This window comes from Bradyrhizobium sp. SZCCHNR1053, from assembly GCF_032381235.1.
Classification (GTDB): Bacteria; Pseudomonadota; Alphaproteobacteria; order Rhizobiales; family Xanthobacteraceae; genus Bradyrhizobium.
The window spans coordinates 25,706-48,559 of sequence record NZ_JAUHJM010000013.1 but is presented as its reverse complement, the minus strand read 5'-3'; the positions used below and the strand labels follow the sequence as shown (position 1 = coordinate 48,559).

The following is a 22,854-nucleotide window of genomic DNA, read 5'->3' as shown; positions in this document are numbered from 1 at the left end:
GCCAAGCGAAATCCACACTACACGCTGACATCTCCCGACCACGGGGCCTCCCATGAACCTCTCCAAATTCTTCATCGACCGGCCGATCTTCGCAGGCGTGCTGTCGACGCTGATCTTCCTCGGCGGCTTGATCGCGCTGTTCTCCATGCCGATCTCTGAATACCCCGACGTCGTGCCGCCCTCCGTCGTGGTGCGCGCGACCTATCCCGGCGCCAATCCGAAGGTGATCGCCGAGACGGTGGCGACGCCGATCGAGGAGCAGATCAACGGCGTCGAGAACATGCTCTATATGAGCAGCCAGGCGACCACCGACGGCGCGATGACGCTCACGGTCACCTTCAAGCTCGGCACCGATCCGGACAAGGCCACGCAGCTGGTGCAGAACCGCGTGCAGCAGGCCGAGCCGCGGCTGCCCAACGTCGTGCGCCAGCTCGGCGTCATCACCAAGAAGAGTTCGCCCGACCTCACCATGGTCGTGCATCTGATCTCGCCGAACGGCCGCTACGATACGACGTACCTGCGCAACTACGCGGTGCTCAACGTCAAGGACCGGCTGGCGCGCATCGACGGCGTCGGCGACGTGCAGCTGTTCGGCGCCGGCGACTATTCGATGCGGGTCTGGGTCGATCCGCAGAAGGCGGCCGAGCACGGCCTGTCGGCGTCCGACATCGTCAAGGCGATCCAGGCGCAGAACGTCGAAGCCGCGGCCGGCGTGGTCGGCGCATCGCCCAGCGTCAAGGGGCTCGACCTGCAGCTCTCGGTCAATGCCGAGGGCCGGCTGTCGAACGAGGACCAGTTCGCCGACATCGTGGTGAAGACCGGCGCCCATGGCGAGATCACGCGGCTGCGCGACGTCGCGCGCATCGAGCTCGGCGCCTCGGAATATGGACTGCGCTCGCTGCTCGACAACAAGCAGGCGGTGGCGATCCCGATCTTCCAGGCGCCCGGCTCCAACGCGCTGCAGATCTCGGACAACGTCCGCGCCACCATGGCCGAGATCAAGAAGACGATGCCGGAGGGCGTCGAGTATCACATCGTCTACGATCCGACCCAGTTCGTGCGATCCTCGATCGAGGCCGTCGTGCACACGCTGTTCGAGGCCATCGTGCTGGTCGTGATCGTGGTCATCCTGTTCCTGCAGACCTGGCGCGCCTCGATCATCCCGCTGCTGGCGGTGCCCGTCTCGATCGTCGGCACCTTCGCGGTGATGCACCTGTTCGGCTTCTCGATCAACGCGCTCAGCCTGTTCGGCCTGGTGCTCGCCATCGGCATCGTCGTCGACGACGCCATCGTCGTGGTCGAGAACGTCGAGCGCAACATCGAGAGCGGCCTGTCGCCCCGCGACGCCACCTACCAGGCGATGCGGGAGGTGTCGGGACCGATCATCGCGATCGCGCTGGTGCTGGTCGCCGTGTTCGTGCCGCTCGCCTTCATCTCCGGCCTCACGGGACAGTTCTACAAGCAGTTCGCGCTGACGATCGCGATCTCGACCGTGATCTCCGCCGTCAACTCGCTGACCCTGTCGCCGGCGCTGTCGGCGCTGCTGCTCAAGGGCCACCACGAGCCGAAGGACCGCCTCACCCGCATCCTCGACAAGAGCCTCGGCTGGTTCTTCCGCGGCTTCAACCGCGCCTTCGTCCGCGCCTCCGACAATTACAGCGGCAGCGTGTCGAAGGTGATCACCGGCAAGGCCGCGGTGATGATCCTCTACGTCCTCCTGGTCGGCGCCACAGCCGTGCTGTTCAAGCAGGTGCCGGGCGGCTTCGTGCCCGGCCAGGACAAGCAGTATCTGGTCGGCTTCGCCCGACTGCCCGATGGCGCCACGCTCGACCGCTCCGAGGAGGTCATCCGCAAGATGAGCGACATCGCGCTGACCCAGCCCGGTGTCGAGAGCTCGGTCGCCTTCCCCGGCCTGTCGATCTCCGGCTTCACCAACTCCTCCAATGCCGGCATCGTGTTCTCGACCTTGAAGCCGTTCGACGAGCGCAAGGATCCGTCGCTGTCCGGCGGCGCGCTGGCGATGGAGCTCAACAAGAAATATGCGGGCATTCAAGACGCCTTCATCGCGATGTTCCCGCCGCCGCCGGTCAACGGCCTCGGCACCATCGGCGGCTTCAAGCTGCAGATCGAGGACCGCGCCGGGCTCGGCTATGAGGCGCTCAACGACGTCACCAAGGCGTTCATGGCGGGCCTGCAAAAGTCGCCGGAGATCGCCGGCGTGTTCTCGAGCTTCCAGGTCAACGTGCCGCAACTGTTCGCCGACATCGACCGCACCAAGGCGCTGCAGCTCGGCGTGCCCGTGACCGAGGTGTTCAACACCCTGCAGATCTACCTCGGCTCGTACTACGTGAACGACTTCAACAAGTTCGGCCGCACCTATTCGGTGCGCGTGCAGGCCGACGCGCCGTTCCGCGCCCGCGCCGACGACATCCGCCAGCTCAAGGTGCGCTCCGCCTCCGGCGACATGGTGCCGCTGTCGGCGCTGCTCAACGTGCGACAGAGCGCAGGTCCCGAACGCGCCATCCGCTACAACGGCTTCCTGTCGTCGGACATCAACGCGGCAGCGGCGCCCGGCTTCTCCTCGGGCCAGGCGCAGGCGGCGGCGGAGCGGGTCGCGGCCGAGGTGCTGCCGCCGGGCTTCGCCTTCGAATGGACCGACCTGACCTATCAGGAGTTCATCGCCGGCAATTCGGGCCTGTGGGTGTTTCCGCTCGCGATCCTGCTGGTGTTCCTGGTGCTGGCCGCGCTGTACGAGAGCCTCACCTTGCCGCTCGCGATCCTGATGATCGTGCCGATGGCGCTGCTGGCGGCGATGTTCGGCGTCTACCTCTCGAAGGGCGACAACAACATCTTCACCCAGATCGGCCTGATCGTGCTCGTCGGCCTCTCGGCCAAGAACGCGATCCTGATCGTCGAATTCGCGCGCGAGCTCGAATTCGCCGGGCGGACGCCGCTGCGCGCGGCGATCGAGGCCAGTCGCCTGCGGCTGCGGCCGATCCTGATGACGTCGATGGCGTTCATCATGGGCGTGCTGCCGCTGGTGCTATCGACCGGTGCAGGCTCGGAGATGCGGCGGGCGATGGGGGTCGCGGTGTTCTCCGGCATGATCGGCGTCACCGTGTTCGGCCTGTTCCTGACGCCCGTGTTCTACGTGCTGCTGCGAACGCTGACCGGCATGAAGCCGCTGACCCAGCACGGCGGCCACGGCACGGTGGCAGCGCAGCCTGCGGAGTAAACGGCATGTGAACAAGCGTGATGTCGGACGCGGAGAAACGCAATCGTCTCTTGTTTCGTAGAGGCAAGTGACAGTCGGCGTCCTCATCACGCTTCCCCGATGATCCGGGGCACGATCAATTCTCAGCGACTGTGAACTGGATCACAGACCAGCGCAGCGGAATGGAGGACGCCAACTCCAGCACGTTGCGCCGACCCGGCGGCCTGTCCCGCACCAGGCCGCCGGGTCATTCGACCGAAGGAGTTGCAACATGGATTTTTTGAATCATCTCGTCGCCGCCAGGCTGAAGAAGACGGCAAAGGGTTTTGAACGCATCGGCGCACACGGTGCAGCGCGGCGGCTGCCGGCTCCGACCCGTGCACGGGCGACGAGCAGACCGGCGCTCGGCCTCGTCGTCGACAATTCGGCGGAGAGCGAACCGGTACCGGCGCTTGCCTGCCCGGACGATCAAGGCTGCGGCGCCGGATTGTAGGGCCGCAAGCCCCCAGCACGCCCCGGGCGTGAACCCGGCCGGACCAGGCCAGGCGCCGGCAGCGGACGATCTCAACACGCCCTGCCGCAGCGCGGCCGAGCCGCCCCTAGCGCCAAAATGGCATCATCTCACGATCAAAACTCGCGCTTGCCACGACTGGGAACAGCCGATAGCTTTTTTGAACCTTTCAAAGCGCGACGGATCATCGAGCATGTTTTCACGGCGGACCAGCCCCACGAGTGTGAAGGTGTCGAACGGAACGGGTCGGGCGACGCCACGCGCGGCCCTCACCGTCTCGAAGACGGTGCTGGTGGCTGCGGCAGCCGTGCTGAGCCTCGCCGCGGCGGCGCAAGCGCGCGATCTCACGGTGGTGTCGTGGGGCGGCAACTATCAGGACGCGCAGCGCAAGATCTACTTCCAGCCGTTCGCCGCCAAGCTCGGCGCCACCATGCTCGACGAGAGCTGGGACGGCGGCTACGGCGTGCTGCAGGCCAAGGTGAAGGCCGGGGTGCCGAACTGGGATGCGGTGCAGGTCGAGGCCGAGGAGCTCGAGCTCGGCTGCAGCGACGGCATCTATGAGAAGATCGACTGGAGCAAGATCGGCGACAAGAAAGGCTTCATCCCGGCCGGCGTCAGCGATTGCGGCGTCGGCGCCATCGTCTGGTCGACGGGCATGTCCTATGACGGCGACAAGATCAAGGACGCGCCGAAGACGTGGGCGGACTTCTGGGACACGGCGAAGTTTCCCGGCAAGCGCGGCCTGCGCAAGGGCGCCAAATACACGCTCGAATTCGCGCTGATGGCCGACGGCGTGCCAGCGGCCGACGTCTACAAGATGCTGAAGACCAAGGAGGGCGTCGACCGCGCCTTCAAGAAGCTCGACGCGCTGAAGGCCGACATCGTCTGGTGGGAGGCCGGTGCGCAGCCGTTGCAGCTGTTGTCGTCCGGCCAGGTCGCGATGACCTCAGTCTATAACGGCCGCATCAGCGCCATCAACCGCACGGAGGGCAAGCATTTCGGTTTCGTGTTTCCGGGCAGCATCTACGCGGTCGATAGCTGGGTGGTGCTGAAGGGCTCGCCGAACAAGGATGCCGCGATGAACTTCATCGCGTTTGCGAGCCAGGCCGAGAACCAGGCCAAGCTGCCCGAATACATCGCCTACGGCCTGCCGAACATCGCCGCCGCCAAGCTGGTGCCGGAAAAATTCGCCGCCGAGTTGCCGACGACCCCCGATAATCTCAAGCAGGCGATCGCGCTCGACGTCGGCTTCTGGACCGACAATTCGGAAGAGCTGTCGAAGCGCTTCAACGCCTGGCTGGCGCGCTGAGGCTCGCCGCTTCAGCAAACCGGGCGCGCGATGATCGTCGTCGCGACGCGCGCCTGCCCTCCTCGTGCATGAGTCCCGGCGAGGTCCGCGCCGAAAGCCTCCGTCATGGATACCCCCTTCATCTCGTTCCGGCAGGTGGTCAAGCGCTTCGCTGCGCTGACCGTGGTCGACGATCTCGATCTCGATATCGCCCGCGGTGAGTTCGTCGCCCTGCTCGGGCCCTCCGGCTCCGGCAAGACCACGCTCTTGATGATGCTGGCCGGCTTCGAGCAGCCGACCAGCGGCACGATCGAGGTCGGCGGCGCCAGGGTCGACGGGCTGCCGCCGCACAAGCGCAACATGGGCGTCGTGTTCCAGAACTACGCTCTGTTCCCGCATATGAGCGTGCGCGACAACATCGCCTTTCCGCTCAAGATGCGCGGCACGTCCAAGCCCGAGATCGCGCAGCGCGTCGCCCGCGTGCTCGACATGGTCAAGCTGTCGACCATGGCCGAGCGCAAGCCGGCGCAGCTGTCCGGCGGCCAGCAGCAGCGCGTCGCGCTCGCCCGCGCCTTGGTGTTCGAGCCGCAGGTGGTGCTGATGGACGAGCCGCTCGGCGCGCTCGACAAGAAGCTGCGCGAGCAGATGCAGCTCGACATCCGCGACCTGCACCGCCGGCTCGGCCTCACCATCGTGTTCGTCACCCACGATCAGGACGAGGCGCTGACGATGTCGGACCGCATTGCCGTGTTCAACCATGGCAGGATCGAGCAGATCGGCACGCCGCGTGAGATCTACGAGCTGCCGCGCACGTCCTTCGTCGCCGAGTTCATCGGCGAGACCAACCTGCTGGCGTGCAAGGTCGACGAGCACGCGGGCGAGGCGGTGCGGCTGACGACGGACTCGGGCCTCGCGCTGGCGGCGCATGCCGGCGCCGGCCGCATTGATGGCGGCAGGGTGCAGGTCTCGATCCGTCCCGAGGCCATCCGGATCAACGATCATGCAGCGGCGACCGCGAACCGCCTGACCGCGCGCATCCTGGATGCGGTGTATTTCGGCGATCACATGCGTCTGGTCGCCACGGTCGGCGCGCAGCGGCTGATCATCAAGGGCGATCGTGCCGGTGGTCAGGCTGCGGAGGTCGGCAGCGAGGTCGCGCTGTCGTTCGCGGCGTCGGATGTCTGGGTGGTGGGATCATGCGACCAGACCTCCGCCAACGGTTGACGGCATTTCTTCTGCTGGCGCCGCTTCTGGCGTTCATGCTGTCGTTCTTCGTCGTGCCGCTGGTGACGATGATGAAGTCGGCGGTATCGGATCCGGTCGCGACCGAGTCCCTGCCCCGCACCCACAAGGCGCTGGCGCGCTGGGACCGCATAAGCGTGCCTCCTGCAACCGCACAGGCCGCGTTCGTCGACGACATCCGCAAGCTGGCCAATGACGAGCAGTTCGGCGATCTCGTTCGCCGCCTGAACAGCGCGCAGTCCGGCTTCCGCAGCCTGCTCGGCAAGACCCGCCGCGCGCTCGACAGCACCGGCGCGGTCGACCTCGCCGCGATCGACTCGCGCTGGAGCGAGACCTCCTATTGGACGACCATCGCCGAGGCCGTGGCCTCGCCCTGGACCGACAAGAACCTGCTCGCTGCCGTCGACCTCGAGCGCAACGCCGCCGGCAATATCGCTGCGATGCCGGAGGGCGCCTCGGCCAACCGCCTGATCATGATCCGGACCTTCGTGACCTCGGCGCTGGTGACGCTGGCCTGCATCCTCATCGGCCTGCCGTTCGCGATGGTGGCCGCCTCGGTCGACGGCTGGCGCCGGCAGATCCTGCTCGGCGCGGTGCTGCTGCCGCTGTGGACCTCGCTCCTGGTGCGCACCGCGGCCTGGTATGTCGTGCTGCAGGACAACGGCCTGATCAATGCCACGCTCAGGGGATTGGGCCTTACTTCAGCGCCGGTCCCGCTGATGTTCAACCGGCTCGGCGTCGTCATCGCCATGACGCATGTGCTGCTGCCGTTCATGGTGCTGCCGATCTTCAGCGTGCTGATCGCGATTCCGCGCAACCTGATGCCGGCGGCGGCCTCGCTCGGCGCGCATCCGCTGCGCGCCTTCGTCCACGTGCTGCTGCCGCTGGCGATGCGCGGCGTCGTCTCGGGAGCGCTGCTCGTATTCATGGCCGCGCTGGGCTACTATATCACGCCCGCTTTGATCGGCGGCGCCAACGACCAGATGATCAGCTCGGTGATCGCCTACTACGCCACGGGGGCGGCGAACTGGGGCATGGCCGGTGCGCTCGGTCTCGTCCTGCTGGCGATGACGATCCTGCTCTATGCCGTCTACATCCGGCTGACCTCGGCCGAGGAGCAGCGCGCATGAAATGGCTGCCGCTCATCAAGCTGCTGTTCGCGATCGCCGTCGTCGTGTTCCTGCTCGGACCATTGATCGCGGTGCTGCCGTTGTCGCTGACCGACAGCGTGTTCCTGAACTACCCCATTCCCGGCTATTCGACGCGCTGGTTTCGCGAGCTGGTCACGGCCGAGTCCTGGCGGCTGTCCATCGTCAACAGCCTGCTGATCGGCTCGGGGACCACAGCCCTTGCAACGTTGCTCGGCACGCTCGCCGCGCTCGGCCTGCGCGGCAGGCGCGCCTCGCTGCTGATCTCGACCTTGCGCACCGTGTTCCTGCTGCCGATGGTCGTGCCGGCGGTGGTGCTCGGCGTCGGCATGCAGCTGATGTTTTCGCGCTATGGGCTCACCAACACCTATCTCGGCGTCATCATCGCGCACACCGTCGTCGCCGTGCCGTTCGTGCTGGTCAACGTCTCCTCGGCCTTGCAGGGCGTCGATATCCAGCTCGAGCGGGCCGCCGCGAGCCTCGGCGCCTCGCCCGCCATGGTGCTGCGCTCGGTGACCTTTCCCATCGCGCTGCCCGGCATCATCTCCGGCGCATTGTTCGCTTTTGCGACCTCGCTGGACGAGGTGGTGCTGACGCTGTTCGTCGCCGGCCCCAATCAGCGCACCCTGGCGCGGCAGATGTTCGCCACCATCCGCGAGAACATCAGCCCGGCGATCGTCTCGGCGGCGGCCGTGTTCATCGTCGGCACGATCGCGCTGTCGCTGGCGATGCTCGCGATCCGGCGGCGGATGTCGTGAAGGCCCGACGCGCACGCCTGCCCGTCGAGTTACTCGTCATGCCCGTGCTTGACCTGGGCATCCACGTCCTTTCCTCCACGCATGAAGACGCGGATGGCTGGGACGATCCCGGCCATGACGTCGTGGAGAGAGCCGGGCTACAACCCTGATCGTCAAGTCAGATCGCCCTACCCCGCCTTCACGTACTTCCGCCAATTGTGCGCTTCCTTGAACCCGAGCACCTCGCGCGCCTTGCGGTTCGACAGCGGCGCTTCGCGCTCGCCGAGCTCACGGGTGATCGGGACGTTGGGACAGTAGCGGCGCAGCAGCTCGCGCGTCGGGATATCAGCCGTCACCGTGTCGTTGACGGCGTTGAAGACCTGGAAGCCGAGCCCGTCCTTCTGGATCGCCAGATGCACGATCTCGCCGAGGTCGCGGGCGTCGATATAGGACCACGCATTGCGCTTGCGCGACGGGGGATCGGCGAGAAAGCCGGGAAACCTGTCGTATTCATGCGGCTCGATGACGTTGCCGATGCGCAAGCAATAGATGTCGATGCCGTAGCGCATCGCAAACGCCCGCGCGGTCTTTTCGTTCACGACCTTGGACAGCCCGTAGGAATCCATCGGATCGGTGTCGTAGTCCTCCTCGAGCGGAAAGCTCCTGAAGTCCTTGTCGCCCTCCGCAAAGCAGACCCCGTAAGTGGTCTCGCTGGAGGCGATGATGATCTTGCGGACGCCGAGCTTCGCCGCGGCCTCGATGACGTTGTAGGTGCTGATCGTGTTCACGCGAAAGGTCTCATTGTCGGGCTCGATCAGCACCCGCGGGATCGCGGCGAAATGCACCACGGCATCCGGCGCCCGTGGCGGCCGGCCGGCGTTGAAGCCGCCGAAGCCATGATGCGTGGTCAGCGCGTTGAAGGCCTGGCCGCTGTCCGTCAGATCGGCGATCAGGGTGTTGATCCCGGGGTGATCGAACGGCTTGAGGTCGACGTTGAGGAGCTCGTAGCCCTTGTCCTGCAGATGCGGCAGCACATGCCTGCCCGCCTTGCCTGTTCCCCCGGTGAACACCACGCGTTTGGCTGTCATTGTTCTGTCCTCGTGAATGCGTCGGTTCTAGCAGCTTCCGCCGCGCCCGCTCCATAGGAACTTCCAACCGGCCGCGGCCCGCTGTCCCTCGACGTCGAACCGTGTTGCCGCGCCGCATGGGCTGACGAACGCGCCGGCCGGCAGGCGATCCATTTCAAGCTGCTCCTTGTAGATGAAATATTCCACGCACGATTCCAACAATCCGAATTCGGCCAATGTCCCGACAGGCCAAACCCAAGCAACTCATTCGCCTCTGATCCATCACGACGCCGGCGACAGCGGCCGCTGAGAATCTTTCTCACCATCAGCAGCCAAGTTCCCGCACTCGTGATCGGTAACTAATTGCCGCTACGTAGATGCACTGGGCGGCTGGTCCGTCCCGGAAAGGAGTTGTCATGCGATTGTCGTCTCGCGTCGTCGCGCCGTCATTCGTTGCAGTATTGGCGACGATCCTGCTCTGCGGCCCGTCCGTCTCGCAACCCGCAAAAGGCTCCGCCTCCACTGCTCCTGTTTCGAAATATCAAGGTAGTACTTGAGCAGCGTGATACCCGAACGCTCGATCATTGCCTCGAATGCCGGCACGATCTCGAGGAATTCCTCGGTTTCCTCCTTGGTGCAGAAGCCCATGATGCTCTCAACTCCAGCCCGTTTATATAAACTGCGATTGAACAGCACGATCTCTCCTGCCGCGGGCAAGTGCGAAACGTGACGCTGGAAGTACCATGAACACTGTTCCCGATTGCTTGGCGCTACGACGCGGGTATCACGCGGGCTTAGAGGTTCGACGATCGACTTGATCGTGCCATCCTTGCCGGCGGCGTCGCGACCTTCGATGATGACGAGGATGCGCTGACCGCGCTCAATCACGCAGCGCTGCAGCTTCACGAGCTCTCCGATGAGACAAGATCAGATTTGTCCAATCGATGCACGCTGACGTTGCGCTAGATCAATTCATACAGGCCTTCTCGGATCATTGTCGTTTTTGAGACACCGGATGCGGGTAGCTGCGCTCCCCGAAAATGATCTTGGAGATGCCCTATGAACAAGTCGTCCAAAACCGTGCTGGCTGCACTCATCATCGCCACCACACCACTTCTCGTTGCCCCTGTCATTGCCGCTCCGGTAACCTCCCCGCTGATGCTGCGCAGCGCCGTGGCGCCATCGGTCGAGACCGTGCGATATCGCCATGGCTGGCACGGCGGCGCGGGTGTCGGAATTGGTGCAGGCATCGCTGGCGCGCTGATCGGCGGAGCGATCATTGGGGCAACGCAACCCTACGGATACTACGGCTACGGTCCCGGGCCGGTCTACGTCGCTCCGGCTCCCTATGTGGGCGACGCGGTCAGCTATTGTGCGCAACGCTTCAGGTCTTATGACCCGTATTCCGGCACGTATCTTGGTTACGACGGCTTACGACATCCATGCCCGTGAGAGTAACCGGAGTCTCCGCCTGTCTGTCGTGATTCAAACCTGTCATCTATTCAGATCAACCGCTCGAAATAGAACAAATCCGCTATAGCTGGACGCCTCATTGGCGGGCTCCGTTCATCCTTGTCCACTCATGAAAATGAGTGGACATTATTGGACTCCGTGCTCCCCTTCAGAGGCTGCTCCAGTCTCGTCGAGCGCTGTTCTTCTGAAACAAGGGCCTCCTCGTCCGGCGTGACGGAGGTCGACTACTGACGCTATCGTGGCCGCTACTACCGCGCTTCCAGAGTCCGCAATCGGTTCTGGGCTCCCTGGCGCCGAAGCTGGAGTCGCTACCTACGGGCCCGGCCATTTCGCGCCGGGCTACTACGCACCAGGCCAATACGGTTGTCCCTACTGCTATCGTCGCCGCCACGTGCCATACTGAGGGCACGATTAATCCAAGATATACAGAAGATTCGCGGTAGCGCTTATCTGCGTTTGGGAACGTCACGGCTAAACATGCGCCGCGCAGCGGGCCCAAGCTTGTTGCTTTGATTAGGTCAACTCCGTTGACGCGTTCTCCTTTATCGTCATGCCGGCCTTTCCGCCTCGAAATTACCCCCGCGGCTTTGCGCTACATCAAGGTCGCCATGACCGCGAGGAGCAGGCTGTTTTCTTTCTTCAACCTGCGGAGAAACCAGATGAGCCTTCCGAGATTGTGGACTACCAGCCAGGAGCCTGCATTCGACCCATTCAGGGCCATGCGGCGTGAAATGGAGAACGCGCTTCGCGTTTTCGATCAGGGTTTGCCTTCTCCCAGCATCGGTGCCGGGGCGCCAGCAGTCAGCGTGGCGGAAACCAAGGATGCTTTCGAAGTGACCGCCGAACTTCCCGGCGTGGACGACAAAGATATCAAGGTCAGCCTGGACGGCAACCAGCTGGTTATCTCCGGCGAGAAGAAGGCGGAGAGCACGAAGGACGAAAAGGACTGGCACGTCGAGGAGCGCAGCTACGGCTCATTCTATCGATCGATGTCTCTCCCATTCGAGCCGGAAGAGGGAGCCGTCGAAGCTCACTTCGACAAAGGCGTGCTGCATCTCGCCATCAAGAAGCCGGCCAAGGCGGTGAAGACCACCAAGACGATCGATATCAAGACAGGTGCTCCACCGAGCGCAAGCCCCGCACCGAACAAGGCCGCCGCACCTGGCAAGGCCGCTTAGTTCTGCACGGCAGAAAGCCGGAGACCAGACCGAGGTAAGCCGGTCGCGGTCTCCGGATTTGGTCATTCGCCTCCTCCGGTGCCGCGATCGAATGAGACTTCGTAGCTTGATCGGCTTCATGGTCTCAGCGAGCCGCCATCACGCTTCTGCGATAGAATGAGAGCTCCGATGAAGAAGTCAGTTCGCTCAATTGAGGAGTCTGAGCAGAAGGTGCCACGTGCCGACCGGCCGCCGTCGGAAGGATTTGTGGTCATTGTCGACGGGCACTTCAAGTCGGCGTTTGAGACGGCCGAAGCGGCCGAAGCATCAGGTCGTAAACTGAAGTCGACTTATCCGATGCTCAAAATCGAAATCTATGACGCCGCTACAAGGGTCAGAACCTTGTTGACCCAAGACACATAGCTATCGCATCGTCCTCGTCGGGAGCGGACAATGGCCTTCCTAAAAAGGGAACTGTATCGCCAGGTAAAAGGCCCCGATATCACACGCGAGGATCGCTGTTTCCTTGTCTTCGATACAGACACCAAGAACTTGTATGTCGAGCGAGAGGTGGCGCGTTTGGAGACTGGCATTGGGGGCACGATCGAATACCAAACGGCGACAATGGATATTTCGGACTATCTGACGCAGGGCGGTCAAACAGCTGGTCACCGCGAACTTTGGCGTTTGCTGAGAGCGCTCTTCAACGAGGATCGCGACGGTGCCGGCCCCTCGCGTGAGGTCTAACTTCGCCGCGCCTTTTCACCGCCATCATCTGATGAACTCCGCACCCCAAGCCGACTGATCCGGCGCCGCGCGCACGACGACCTGCGGCGACGTCATGTTTGGCTTTGCTTCTCTTTTACAATTTGCGCCAACAGTCTGCGCACTCGCTCATCGTGAAATGTCATTCCGAAAAGGGCCAGAACGACCTGGCCGGGCGGAAGTTCCTCGTCGCCCTTTGCCTGTCGAATGAACATTTCCATCTCGCCATTTTCACGAACAACGATAGCCGCGTCGTTGGCCTTGGCCGGCACCGGGCCGTATACCTTGATCCCAATCAACAATTCGGCCTAGCCGTAGCCTATGGTGGCAATGACCATCATTCCAGGCCCGGAGCCAAAGCGAGATGAACACGCAGCTCGGCACTGGTGCTGCGGCCGAAAGCAGGGAAGCTCTGCCCTATGTGCCGCGTCCATCGACTGGACGCCCGGTCAGCGAGCCGGCCGTACAGTCACGATTTGCGACGAGGCGCTGGGCTCTCGTTGGGATCGCGGCACTGCTTCTTGCTGCATCCCTGGGCATCTGGTGGTCGTTCAGCGGCGACGCTTCAGTTCGATATGAGACAGCATCCGTTGCGATCGGCGACATCGCGCGCGACATCAACGCCACGGGGGCGGTCAATCCGGAATTGACGATCATTGTCGGGACCTACGTCTCCGGCGTGATCCAGGAATTGAGTTGCGATTACAACACGCAGGTCAAACGCGGACAAAGCTGCGCCAAGATTGATCCCCGCCCTTATCAGAGCATCGTCGATCAGGCGAAAGCCAGTCTCGCCATCGCGAAAGCGCAACTGGAAAAGGACAAGGCATCGCTCACCTATGCCAAGGCCAACCTGGAACGCCTCGCCACGCTCGTCAGGACAAGCGCCGTGTCGGAGGACGCCTACGACAATGCGAAAAACGTGTACGATCAGGCTCTGGCGCAAATTGCGTTTGACGGGGCCACCATCCAGCAGCGCGAAGCCGTGCTCGCCGCGGCACAGGTCAATCTCGACTATACCAACATCATCTCGCCGGTCGATGGCACGGTCGTTTCGCGCGCCGTCACCATGGGACAAACTGTGGCGGCGAGTTTCCAGACTCCCACCTTGTTTCTGATCGCGACCGACCTCACCAGGATGCAGGTGGACGCCAATGTCAGCGAGAGCGACATCGGCGGCATCAAGAATGGCGACAAGGCGACGTTCACGGTCGACGCATATCCGAAACGTCTGTTCGAGGGAACGGTGACCCAGGTCCGCCAGTCCCCGCAAACCGTGCAGAACGTCATCACTTACGATGTCGTCGTCAGCGTCAACAACCCTGATCTGGCGCTCAAGCCGGGCCTGACGGCGGCGACAAGGATCATCATCGATCGGCGCAGCGGCGTGCTCCGAGTTCCGAACCGGGCGTTGCGTTATGTCCCGACCGGGACCGCCCTTGGCGACACGAAACAAGCGCGCGTTTGGGTGCTGCGGGACGGATCGCCGGTGCCGGTTCAGGTCATGGTCGGGCTCGACGACGACGAGTTTACGGAGATCGTGCAAGGCGACCTGAAGATCGACGACCGGGTGATCGTCGCGGAGCAACGGAATTCAGCGAAAGCACGTTCCAGCGTGCCGCGGCCCCGCCTCTGATCGCATCAGCCACAACGATTGAAGGCACATGGCGGAGCCGGTTATCAGGATTGAGGGAGTGTCGCGGACATATCATGTCGGCGACATCGACGTTCGCGCGCTTTCGGACGTCAGCTTGATCGTCGAACATGGCGAGTTCATCGCCATCATGGGCGCGTCCGGATCGGGCAAGTCGACGCTGATGTCGATCCTCGGTTGCCTCGATCGGCCTACCGCCGGTCACTACTGGTTCGACGGCATCGACGTCGCGCAGCTTGCGGAGCCGGATCTCGCCGGCCTTCGCAGCGAGCGGCTTGGGTTCGTATTCCAGAGCTTCAATCTGTTGCCGCGCACCAGCGCCATCGACAACGTCGCCTTGCCGCTTCTGTACGCGATGTCCGGCCAGAGCCACGCGAGCGCGCGCTTCGAGCGGGCCCGCGCGGTTCTGGACAAGCTTGGACTGCGGGACCGGGAGCGCAACACGCCGGGCCAGTTGTCGGGCGGGCAGCAGCAGCGGGTGGCAATCGCGCGGGCCCTGATCAATCAGCCGAGCCTGCTGTTGGCAGACGAGCCGACCGGCAATCTCGATACCCGCAACTCCAACGAGATCATGCAGACGCTCAGCTCGCTCAATCGCGAACAGGGCGTCACCATCATCGTGGTGACCCACGAGCCGGATGTCGCGGCCTTTGCCGATCGCGTGCTGACCATGCGCGACGGCCAGATCATCACGGATGTGAAGAAGACAAAGGTCGCCAAGGCGCCGCAGCCGGCCAGCGGGACGGCGGACAAATTGGTCCGGCCCAGGGAGCGGTCGGCCTACGTCGCAATGTCGGTCGCATCATGGCCCTTTGCCTGGATGGTGATGACGGCGGCCGCCGAGGCGATCTGGCGCAACAAGATGCGTTCAGCGCTGACAATGCTTGGAGTCTTCATCGGCGTCGCCGCATTGATTGTCATGGTGTCCGTCGGCCAGGGGGCGAACGAGGCGGTCCGAAAGGAGATCGCAAGGCTCGGGACCAACCTCGTGGTCATCCTGCCGGGCGCCGCCACAAGCGGGGGCGCTCGGGGGGGCTCCGGAAGCGCTTCGACGCTGACCGTTGCCGACGTCCGGGCGATCCGGCAGGAGGCACCCGCCGCCGGGGCGGTGAGCTACCTCATCCGCCAGCCGGGGCTGATCCGCTTTGCGAACCAGAACTGGACCACCGGCATTCAGGGCGTAAGCGCCAATTATCCTCCGATGACGAACTGGCAGATCGCCGCAGGGCGGGCGATCACTCCGGAGGACGAGCGAAGCTCGGCGCTGGTCGCGGTCCTCGGCGAGACCGTGCGCCGGCAACTCTTCGGCACCTCTCAGAATCCGATCGGGGCGACGGTGCAGGCCAAGGGTGTGTCGTTGCGGGTGGTCGGAATTCTTGAAACCAAGGGACAGACATCTTTTGGGCAGGACCAGGACGATCTGATCATGGTTCCGTTCACCACCGCCGAGCGCAAGATTATCGGCGTTGCCGCCCCAAGCCAGCAGCAAACGGCGATCAACTGGATTTATCCGACGCCGCCGAATCCGTATGGGCTTCAACCGCGCATGACCGGGTATGTGAATCAGATTTACGTGCAGGCGGTGGATCAGGCCGGCATCCAGGCGGCGATCGATCAAGCTACTGAAATCCTGGCGCGGCGTCACCGCATCCGCCCAGGCACCATCAACGATTTTTCCGTGCGCAACCTCAGTCAGATTGCGCAGACCGCGGAGGGAAGCAGCCGCATCATGGCGCTCCTCTTGGCCGCGGTGGCGTCCATCTCGCTTGTGGTCGGCGGCATCGGCATCATGAACATCCTGCTCGTCTCGGTGACGGAGCGAACGCGGGAGATCGGACTACGGATGGCGATTGGCGCGCGGAGATTGCACGTCCTGCTACAATTTCTTGCCGAGGCGATCTTCATCAGCGTCAGCGGCGGCATCGTGGGAATTGTCATCGGCGCGGCGTTGTCCGTCGCCATCTCCATCCTCACAGGCTGGCCGGCGCCGATATCCCTGGCCGCGATTGCCGGCGGGTTCCTGTTCTCGGCAGCCGTTGGCATATTCTTCGGCTACTACCCCGCGCGAAAGGCCGCTCGGCTCGATCCCATCGAAGCGCTGCGCTACGAGTAAGCAATACGTTGACCAGACGGCCCCACGTTGACGGGCTCGGGAAACTTGCGCATCCTAACTCCTTCAGGAATTTTCGAAAGACTTCGCTCGTATGGACTGAACGAACCAGGCCAGGATGCAGAAGCCTAATCGACGGAAGCCGCCGCCCCATCAGCAATGCCGTCGAGTTTCGCCAGGCGCTTCGGTCGCGGGCCCGAACTCGCCGTGTTCCGGACTGCCTCGGTCAGCATCTCACGGAGCTCAGCCTTCGTCTTATGCGGTTGCCGCGTGGTCGATTTCTGCCATTTTGCCATTTACTTAACATGGGGATGCCCGCGCAAAATGCCACTTTTTGGTTCCAGGCATGGGTCTTCGGCGGCGACGAGAGGCGGAACGCCCAGGAGCTCGTACGCGCGATCGACGATGTGTCCAAAGATATCGTCTGCGAACATGACGCGGGCTTCAGCGAGCAAGGACATGTTAGCTCGATTCATGTCCACCCGACGAGGCAAACGTCATCCCGCTGTTGCTCGGAGGGGATTGGCTGACGCCGGCTCAGCAGGCTGATGTGGCCGCGTTCGTGCCGAAGGCGCTCGACGCGCTGCTCCTGGACGGCGGAGGCTTCACCTGGGCCGCCGGGCCGCTGACCAAGGGCTCGAACCTCGGCCATGGCACCGGCGGTCTGGCTCGACCGCGCGGCGGTTCGCCTGGGATTGCATCACGGACGACGCCCGGCTTCCCACCATCGATGTGGTCTGACGTCAGCGGTCTGCTGAACGGCTTCCAGTCATCCGCACGCTGGGGCAAAGCGCCGATGTCGGCCTGGGCGCCTCGACGGGGAGTGATCGACGACGACAAGCGATATTTACGCCAAGGGTGGACGGTGCTCGCGAAACGCAGTCGCGAGGGTTCTAAGCGCTTCGCGGGATTTGGCGTCCGAGAGTGTCGAGAGAAGAATGATTTCGGACGAGGGAAGCGAGGGCAGTCCGAACCGCCGGCTAACCTCGACCGTGCCGGCCGGCGCGAGCCGGCAAGAGAATACGGCGGTGGCCAAGCCGGCCGAGACTGCGTCGGACACGACGGAGGAACCGCCGCCGAGGAAAACCTCCGTCCAGGCTATTCCCGCAGCGTCGAGCGCGCGGGTGGCGATGTCACGGACTCCGCAGGACGGCGACAACGCGGCCAAACGCAGCGGCTCGCCTGCTCGATGCACGAAGTCCGGAGATGCAAACCAACCGAAGTGTTCCGGCGCAAGCACCTCGCCGTCGCGCCGGTCGTCCTCCCTGCGGATAATCGCCGCATCGATTTCGCCACGGTCGAAAGCGTCCAGCAGGTTGCGCGAATTGTCGAGCCGCACTTCGATGGTGAGCGCCGGGTCGTGTGCGTTCAACCGCGCAAGGAGTGTCGGAATCTCCGATCCAGCCACATGGCTGGCAATGCCGAGCGCAAACCGGCGGCGAGTCGAGGATAGCCCCGCGACGGCGCGGTCATGGGCGGCAAGAAAGTCGCGCGCCGATTCAAGGAACACCGCGCCCTGCGCCGACAGCCGGACCAACCGCGGCGTCCGCTCGATCAGTTTCTGGCCGAGCCGGTCTTCAAGCCGTTTCAGCTTTACACTGATCGCGCCTTGGGTGGTGCCAAGCACCTCCGCCGCCCGTGTGAAGCTCTGCTGATCGGCGATCGTCACGAAGGCCTGGACGGCATCCACGTCCAGTATGGTCATCCCATCTATCCAAATTTGCTGTCTTTGAAATATCCAACCATCCAGTTCTGGAATGGTCAAGTCCCGGCTATGTTGCGTCCCACCGCAACACGCGAACCGAGTTGCGCCTCCTCTCATCACCGCTGGATTTCACCATTGCCGACCACAACGTCGGAAGGCCGAATCATGACCCCTGCACTGACACGCCGAAGTACAATCGCCTTGGCCGCCGCCTGCCTCTCGTCCCTCATGTTCGGCCTGGAGATTTCCAGCATCCCCGCAATCCTGCCGACGCTGGAGCAGGTGCTGCGCGCCGATTTCAAGCAACTCCAATGGATCATGAACGCCTATACGATCGCGGTGACGACCGTTCTGATGGCGACCGGGACGCTGGCCGACCGCTATGGGCGCAAGCGCATCTTCATGGTCTCTATCGCCGCGTTCGGCGTGACGTCGCTTGTCTGCGGCGTGACCGAGAACGTTTCGGTGCTGATCGGCACCCGATTTCTCCAGGGCCTGAGCGGCGGCGCGATGCTGATCTGCCAAATCGCCATCCTTTCGCATCAATTCCAGGAAGGACGGCAGCGCGCCATCGCCTTCGGCTGGTGGGGGATCATCTTCGGCATTGGTCTTGGCTTCGGTCCGATCATCGGCGGCGCGATCGTCGCGGTCTCGAGCTGGGAGTGGGTGTTCTTCGTCCATGTCGCGTTTGCGATCCTGACACTGATGCTCACCCTCAGCGGCGTTCAGGAATCGAAGGACTCTGAGGCCGGCAGTCTCGACGTTGCGGGCATCATCACACTGTCGTTGTCGGTCTTCTGTCTCGCTTTCTTCATCACACAGGGACCGGATCTTGGCTTCACCAGCCCGACCGCCCTGGGAGTCATTGGCGTTGCGATCGCGAGCTTCATCGCTTTCATCATCGCCGAAAAGTTCAGCCCGCGACCGATGTTCGACTTCTCGGTATTCCGCATCCGCGCTTTTTCCGGCGCAATCATCGGCTCGGCCGCGATGAACTTCAGCTTCTGGCCCTTCATGATCTATTTGCCGATCTGGTTTCAGGCGGGCCTCGGTTACGACAGTGTCTCTGCTGGTCTCGCATTGCTTGCCTACACCCTTCCGACGCTCGTCGTGCCGCCGCTGGCGGAGCGGCTTTCGCTACGCTATCAGCCCGGTTTCGTCATTCCCGTTGGCCTGTTCATGATCGGTCTGGGCTTCATTCTGATGAAATTTGGTAGCGCCGCCGCGCAGGCAAGCTGGCTTACGATGCTGCCCGGGTCGCTGTTCGCCGGGATCGGCCTCGGCCTGACCAACACCCCTGTTACCAATACGACAACGGGTGCGGTTTCGAGCGATCGTGCCGGTATGGCGTCCGGCATCGACATGAGCGCCCGGATGATCTCACTGGCGATCAATATCGCGGTGATGGGTTTCATCTTGATCAGCGGCGTGCTGGCACACCTCAAAAATGCGCTGCCGGATTCATTGGACGCCGCGCATCTGCGCTTCTTCGCCGAGAGGATCGCCGCAGGAAGTCTGGTTTCCGTTCCAGAGCTGTCGGAGTCGCTCGTCCATCAGGCGCTTGTCCAAGGCTTTGGATGGGTGATGCTTTACGGTGGGGTTGGCGTTTGGGGGCTCGCTCTCGTCAGCCTGCTTGCTTTTCGGCCTCAGGACCATCGATCGATGAAGTCGCCGATGGTTTGAAGGCAGCGCGGTGAATGGTCCGTTCGGCCGTCGGCCAGTCTCTTCGAACTCACGACCCGCCGGCGAAAGATCGAGTGGCCCGGCCCGCCGGGCAAATCGCTGCCGCGCAAGCAGCCCGCACGAGGCGCGATGTGCCGGCTCATCCCCGCGGGCTCGAGGTCGATTGCGGCCCCAACCGCATGCGCCGAAAAACTCATTTCGCGCGCCGGTTCAAACACATCGCCCTCGCCGGCCATTCGAGCAAGAAGATTTCTGTTTCTTTTTTCCAGAAATTGTGCTTTCCTCTCGTCCGTCCCGTCTCACAAGAGGGGCGCTTCGCGGTCGTCACGAACGTCGAGGCGGGATGCGGTGGGCGTGTCGATGTTGCAGCGTGGCTGAGCCGCGCCGACGAACGACGTTGATGCGCACGGTCAAGTCGCGTGGTCCTGGCATCCCGATGCTGATGTCCAGCGCAACATGCGCAAGCACGTTGTGCGATACGGTGGCCAGAAAGCCCGGCGCACCGGGGAGATCGCGAAGCAGCCGTCAAAACCATCGCGCGGGGAATGCCGGGTGTTCTCGGCTGAACCTGTGGTGACTGCCGCCTGCTTTTTTTCTGCAGGCGGGCCATGGGTGCGGCCAGCGCCCGGCATTCCCCGCGCCCTCTAATTTGAGAGGGCGATCGATCAGCAAGCCTCGGACGCGACAGCGCGCCGCGAGACAGCGAAGCCATGTCCTTTGATCATGTCGACAACGTCAAGTTCGCCAAATCGGCCCAGCACCGGACCGTCCATCGGCATGCCGCTCTGCAGGCCTCGCGTTCGGCGCAGGTGCGCCTCCGTGCACCGGAAAATCGCACGCGCCGACAATGTCAGCGCCTGGATCTCGGTGCCTGGTTCTTCGAAGGTCGGGGAATGGACCGAGGTTGGGTCATCGGCCGGATCGGCCGATGGTGGGCACGACAGGGATCGAACCTGTGACCCCTACCATGTCAAGGTAGTGCTCTCCCGCTGAGCTACGTGCCCTAGTCCAGAAGTCCGTTCGGGTGGGCGTCCCTATATCGGCTCCCACGCAGGCAGGCAAGGACGCAAAATGCCGAAATTGGGAATAATCCGCCAGTTCCGGACGTCCGTCCCCGACGGCTCAGGCCGCCAGCATCTTGTTGACCTCGCTGACGAGCTCGCGGAGGTGCACCGGCTTGGACAGCACCTTGGCGTTCTTGGGCGCCTCCGAATCGGAGTTCAGCGCGACCGCAGCGAAGCCGGTGATGAACATGATCTTGATGTCCGGATCGAGTTCGGAGGCGCGGCGTGCCAGCTCGATGCCGTCCATCTCCGGCATCACGATGTCGGTGAGCAGCATCTCGAACGGCTCCTCGCGCAGCCGCTGGTAGGCCGACATGCCATTGTCGTGGGGCGAGACCTGGAACCCGGCATTTTCCAATGCCTTGACCAGGAAGCGGCGCATGTCGTTGTCGTCTTCGGCGAGCAGGATTTTGTGCATGGCGAGGGGTTGTCTGGTCCGGGTGAGAGGCGGAGCGTTGCCGCCACTAAGCCTGACGGGCGGTAAATTTCGGGTGAAAGATTGCGCCTTTTGATCCGACATCGGCAAGGCAATTTGAGGGCTGAAGGTGCGGTCTTCGACCGAAACAGCACGCCAGCTCAGAGTTGTTCCAAACGGCGGGTGAACTTTTTCATTGCTTTTCGCTTGGCAGAACGGCTCGGATTATCGAAGATGTGCGTTGGCAAGAGCAGTGCCTGCGTTGTCCAGCGCGAATCGGCCGGAGGATACCGGCGCATCAACGGACGTGACATCGACGCACGTGACCAAGGGGACGGCGCCCAGAGATGACGGACTTTGATGGCGAATTGCCGCCGTTCGAGATCATGGAGCCGACCGAATGGCGCGCGCCCATCATCTTCAATTCCCCTCACTCCGGATCGGCCTACCCCGACGATTTCCTCCAGGCCTCGCGCATCGATCTGCCGTCGCTCAGGCGCTCCGAAGATTCGTTCATGGACGAATTGATCGGAGACCTCCTGTCGCGCGGGTTTCCGGTGGTCCGGGTGCATTTCCCGCGCTGCTATGTCGACGTCAATCGCGAGCCCTATGAGCTCGATCCGCGGATGTTCACCGGGCGGCTGCCGAGCTTTGCCAACACCCGCTCGATGCGGGTGGCCGGCGGCCTCGGCACGATCCCGCGCGTGGTCGGCGACGGCCAGGAGATCTATCGCGACCGGCTGAGCGTCGACGAGGCGCTGCATCGGATCGAGACGCTGTACAAGCCGTATCACCGCGCGCTGCGCCGGCTGATCAACCGCGTGCACCAGCAGTTCGGCACGGTCGTCCTGGTCGACTGTCATTCGATGCCGTCGGTCGGCGTCTCGCGCGACGAGCCGCGCCGGCCCGACATGGTGATTGGCGACCGCTACGGCACGAGCTGCGCGTCGTTGCTGCCGGACCTGGTCGAGGACGTGCTCGGCCGGCTCGGCTATTCCGTCGGCCGCAACAAGCCCTATGCCGGCGGCTTCATCACCGAGCATTACGGCAATCCGGCCACGGGCTTGCATGCGATCCAGATCGAGCTCAATCGCGCGGTCTACATGGACGAGCGCCGCAGGGAGCGCGGACCGCGTTTCGCGCAGGTCGCTTCCGATCTCGCCGTGCTCGCCGAGGTGCTGGCGACGGTGCCGCTCGGCGACCTCGGGCCGTTCCAGGCGGCGGCGGAATAGAGCGGCTGCGCTTTCGGTACGAGGGATTTCGGCGGGTGGCGTCGGCACAAAAAAAAGGGCCGCTTGAATGACAAGCGGCCCAAGTCTAGGGAGGAAACGCCCAAGGAGGGCAGCGATAACGCGAAGCGCTACCGCACCGCAACAATATGCAATCGCGCTGCACAAAGCGCAAGGGTTTTTCCGCCCTTCTCCATGCAAAAAAACATAGGCCGGGTTGCGTTCAGCGCGACCCAGCCCTCTCCTTTTCATCATAGATGTCAATGGCTTGATTGGAGATTCCAAACGACCCGAGAGGGACCGCGGGTTTCGCTTTCACTTTCACATGAGAGGCCAGCGACGGATCAATCGCGCCCGGCCAGCGGGCCGGACACCAAACGGTATCCAAGATG

General features: G+C 63.3%; 20 protein-coding genes and 1 tRNA gene. 15 read left to right on the top strand and 6 right to left on the bottom strand.

Annotated elements, in window-relative coordinates; genetic code table 11:
- The first annotated feature begins 52 nt into the window (after positions 1-52).
- From QX051_RS24715 to QX051_RS24690, 6 genes are all read left to right on the top strand, one after another.
- Entirely contained in the window at positions 53-3,235 is a 3,183-nt protein-coding gene (locus tag QX051_RS24715) for a multidrug efflux RND transporter permease subunit (protein WP_315736501.1), read from the top strand.
- Positions 3,236-3,485: 250 nt separating this feature from the next.
- The gene (locus tag QX051_RS24710) at positions 3,486-3,707 is read left to right on the top strand and encodes a hypothetical protein (protein ID WP_315777912.1); all 222 of its coding nucleotides are present in this window, start codon (positions 3,486-3,488) and stop codon (positions 3,705-3,707) included.
- 310 nt (positions 3,708-4,017) lie between these two features.
- Positions 4,018-5,034, top strand: coding sequence for an ABC transporter substrate-binding protein (locus QX051_RS24705; protein ID WP_315778005.1), 1,017 nt, complete (start codon positions 4,018-4,020; stop codon positions 5,032-5,034).
- 105 nt (positions 5,035-5,139) lie between these two features.
- On the top strand, positions 5,140-6,237 hold the full coding sequence (locus tag QX051_RS24700; protein WP_315777911.1) for an ABC transporter ATP-binding protein: 1,098 nt from the start codon (positions 5,140-5,142) through the stop codon (positions 6,235-6,237).
- Between the two features lie 35 nt (positions 6,238-6,272).
- Positions 6,273-7,385: an ABC transporter permease gene (locus tag QX051_RS24695; protein ID WP_315778004.1), complete on the top strand. Its 1,113-nt coding sequence runs from the start codon at positions 6,273-6,275 to the stop codon at positions 7,383-7,385.
- Complete coding sequence (locus QX051_RS24690; RefSeq protein ID WP_315736497.1) at positions 7,382-8,161, top strand: ABC transporter permease; 780 nt, start codon at positions 7,382-7,384, stop codon at positions 8,159-8,161. The genes QX051_RS24695 and QX051_RS24690 overlap by 4 nt, the downstream gene beginning before the upstream one ends.
- Before the next feature lie 167 nt (positions 8,162-8,328).
- On the opposite strand, the gene QX051_RS24685 is transcribed toward QX051_RS24690, so the two are convergent.
- Entirely contained in the window at positions 8,329-9,228 is a 900-nt protein-coding gene (locus QX051_RS24685) for an NAD(P)-dependent oxidoreductase (protein ID WP_315777910.1), read from the bottom strand.
- 393 nt (positions 9,229-9,621) lie between these two features.
- On the bottom strand, positions 9,622-10,113 hold the full coding sequence (locus QX051_RS24680; protein ID WP_409998137.1) for a hypothetical protein: 492 nt from the start codon (positions 10,111-10,113) through the stop codon (positions 9,622-9,624).
- 153 nt (positions 10,114-10,266) lie between these two features.
- Between QX051_RS24680 and QX051_RS24675 the strand changes: the two genes are divergently transcribed.
- From QX051_RS24675 to QX051_RS24660, 4 genes are all read left to right on the top strand, one after another.
- Positions 10,267-10,659, top strand: coding sequence for a BA14K family protein (locus QX051_RS24675; protein WP_315736495.1), 393 nt, complete (start codon positions 10,267-10,269; stop codon positions 10,657-10,659).
- Between the two features lie 608 nt (positions 10,660-11,267).
- Positions 11,268-11,858 carry an Hsp20/alpha crystallin family protein gene (locus QX051_RS24670; protein ID WP_315777909.1) on the top strand — a complete coding sequence of 197 codons (591 nt, stop codon included), beginning with the start codon at positions 11,268-11,270 and terminating at the stop codon, positions 11,856-11,858.
- Positions 11,859-12,026: 168 nt separating this feature from the next.
- Positions 12,027-12,260 carry a hypothetical protein gene (locus QX051_RS24665; protein WP_315736493.1) on the top strand — a complete coding sequence of 78 codons (234 nt, stop codon included), beginning with the start codon at positions 12,027-12,029 and terminating at the stop codon, positions 12,258-12,260.
- A 30-nt stretch (positions 12,261-12,290) separates the two neighbouring features.
- On the top strand, positions 12,291-12,584 hold the full coding sequence (locus QX051_RS24660; RefSeq protein ID WP_315736492.1) for a hypothetical protein: 294 nt from the start codon (positions 12,291-12,293) through the stop codon (positions 12,582-12,584).
- A 92-nt stretch (positions 12,585-12,676) separates the two neighbouring features.
- Here the strand turns inward: QX051_RS24660 and QX051_RS24655 are convergent, their stop codons facing one another.
- Positions 12,677-12,901 carry a hypothetical protein gene (locus QX051_RS24655; protein WP_315777908.1) on the bottom strand — a complete coding sequence of 75 codons (225 nt, stop codon included), beginning with the start codon at positions 12,899-12,901 and terminating at the stop codon, positions 12,677-12,679.
- Between the two features lie 65 nt (positions 12,902-12,966).
- Between QX051_RS24655 and QX051_RS24650 the strand changes: the two genes are divergently transcribed.
- Positions 12,967-14,238, top strand: a complete 1,272-nt coding sequence (locus QX051_RS24650; RefSeq protein WP_315777907.1) for an efflux RND transporter periplasmic adaptor subunit — start codon at positions 12,967-12,969, stop codon at positions 14,236-14,238.
- A gap of 28 nt (positions 14,239-14,266) precedes the next feature.
- On the top strand, positions 14,267-16,369 hold the full coding sequence (locus QX051_RS24645; RefSeq protein WP_315777904.1) for an ABC transporter permease: 2,103 nt from the start codon (positions 14,267-14,269) through the stop codon (positions 16,367-16,369).
- A gap of 844 nt (positions 16,370-17,213) precedes the next feature.
- Here QX051_RS24645 and QX051_RS24640 read toward each other — a convergent pair.
- Positions 17,214-18,071: a LysR family transcriptional regulator gene (locus tag QX051_RS24640; RefSeq protein WP_315777903.1), complete on the bottom strand. Its 858-nt coding sequence runs from the start codon at positions 18,069-18,071 to the stop codon at positions 17,214-17,216.
- 165 nt (positions 18,072-18,236) lie between these two features.
- On the opposite strand from QX051_RS24640, the gene QX051_RS24635 reads away from it, so the two are divergent.
- Both QX051_RS24635 and QX051_RS24630 read left to right on the top strand, forming a co-directional pair.
- A complete protein-coding gene (locus QX051_RS24635; RefSeq protein WP_315777902.1) occupies positions 18,237-19,754 on the top strand; it encodes an MFS transporter in 1,518 nt (505 codons plus the stop codon).
- Positions 19,755-19,768: 14 nt separating this feature from the next.
- Entirely contained in the window at positions 19,769-20,155 is a 387-nt protein-coding gene (locus QX051_RS24630) for a hypothetical protein (RefSeq protein ID WP_315777901.1), read from the top strand.
- Between the two features lie 528 nt (positions 20,156-20,683).
- On the opposite strand, the gene QX051_RS24625 is transcribed toward QX051_RS24630, so the two are convergent.
- Positions 20,684-20,758, bottom strand: a tRNA-Val gene (locus tag QX051_RS24625).
- Between the two features lie 118 nt (positions 20,759-20,876).
- Entirely contained in the window at positions 20,877-21,236 is a 360-nt protein-coding gene (gene cpdR, locus QX051_RS24620; RefSeq protein ID WP_006610087.1) for a cell cycle two-component system response regulator CpdR, read from the bottom strand.
- A 344-nt stretch (positions 21,237-21,580) separates the two neighbouring features.
- Here cpdR and QX051_RS24615 point away from each other — a divergent pair, with 344 nt between their 5' ends.
- Positions 21,581-22,465, top strand: a complete 885-nt coding sequence (locus QX051_RS24615; RefSeq protein ID WP_315736485.1) for an N-formylglutamate amidohydrolase — start codon at positions 21,581-21,583, stop codon at positions 22,463-22,465.
- The last annotated feature ends 389 nt before the right edge of the window (positions 22,466-22,854 follow it).

Coding starts and splice junctions, on each gene's coding strand:
- QX051_RS24715 (WP_315736501.1), top strand. CDS start 53: ATGAACCTCTCCAAATTCTTCATCGACCGGCCGATCTTCGCAGGCGTG.
- QX051_RS24710 (WP_315777912.1), top strand. CDS start 3,486: ATGGATTTTTTGAATCATCTCGTCGCCGCCAGGCTGAAGAAGACGGCA.
- QX051_RS24700 (WP_315777911.1), top strand. CDS start 5,140: ATGGATACCCCCTTCATCTCGTTCCGGCAGGTGGTCAAGCGCTTCGCT.
- QX051_RS24695 (WP_315778004.1), top strand. CDS start 6,273: ATGCTGTCGTTCTTCGTCGTGCCGCTGGTGACGATGATGAAGTCGGCG.
- QX051_RS24690 (WP_315736497.1), top strand. CDS start 7,382: ATGAAATGGCTGCCGCTCATCAAGCTGCTGTTCGCGATCGCCGTCGTC.
- QX051_RS24685 (WP_315777910.1), bottom strand. CDS start 9,228: ATGACAGCCAAACGCGTGGTGTTCACCGGGGGAACAGGCAAGGCGGGC.
- QX051_RS24675 (WP_315736495.1), top strand. CDS start 10,267: ATGAACAAGTCGTCCAAAACCGTGCTGGCTGCACTCATCATCGCCACC.
- QX051_RS24665 (WP_315736493.1), top strand. CDS start 12,027: ATGAAGAAGTCAGTTCGCTCAATTGAGGAGTCTGAGCAGAAGGTGCCA.
- QX051_RS24660 (WP_315736492.1), top strand. CDS start 12,291: ATGGCCTTCCTAAAAAGGGAACTGTATCGCCAGGTAAAAGGCCCCGAT.
- QX051_RS24650 (WP_315777907.1), top strand. CDS start 12,967: ATGAACACGCAGCTCGGCACTGGTGCTGCGGCCGAAAGCAGGGAAGCT.
- QX051_RS24645 (WP_315777904.1), top strand. CDS start 14,267: ATGGCGGAGCCGGTTATCAGGATTGAGGGAGTGTCGCGGACATATCAT.
- QX051_RS24640 (WP_315777903.1), bottom strand. CDS start 18,071: ATGACCATACTGGACGTGGATGCCGTCCAGGCCTTCGTGACGATCGCC.
- QX051_RS24635 (WP_315777902.1), top strand. CDS start 18,237: ATGACCCCTGCACTGACACGCCGAAGTACAATCGCCTTGGCCGCCGCC.
- QX051_RS24630 (WP_315777901.1), top strand. CDS start 19,769: ATGGTCCGTTCGGCCGTCGGCCAGTCTCTTCGAACTCACGACCCGCCG.
- cpdR (WP_006610087.1), bottom strand. CDS start 21,236: ATGCACAAAATCCTGCTCGCCGAAGACGACAACGACATGCGCCGCTTC.
- QX051_RS24615 (WP_315736485.1), top strand. CDS start 21,581: ATGACGGACTTTGATGGCGAATTGCCGCCGTTCGAGATCATGGAGCCG.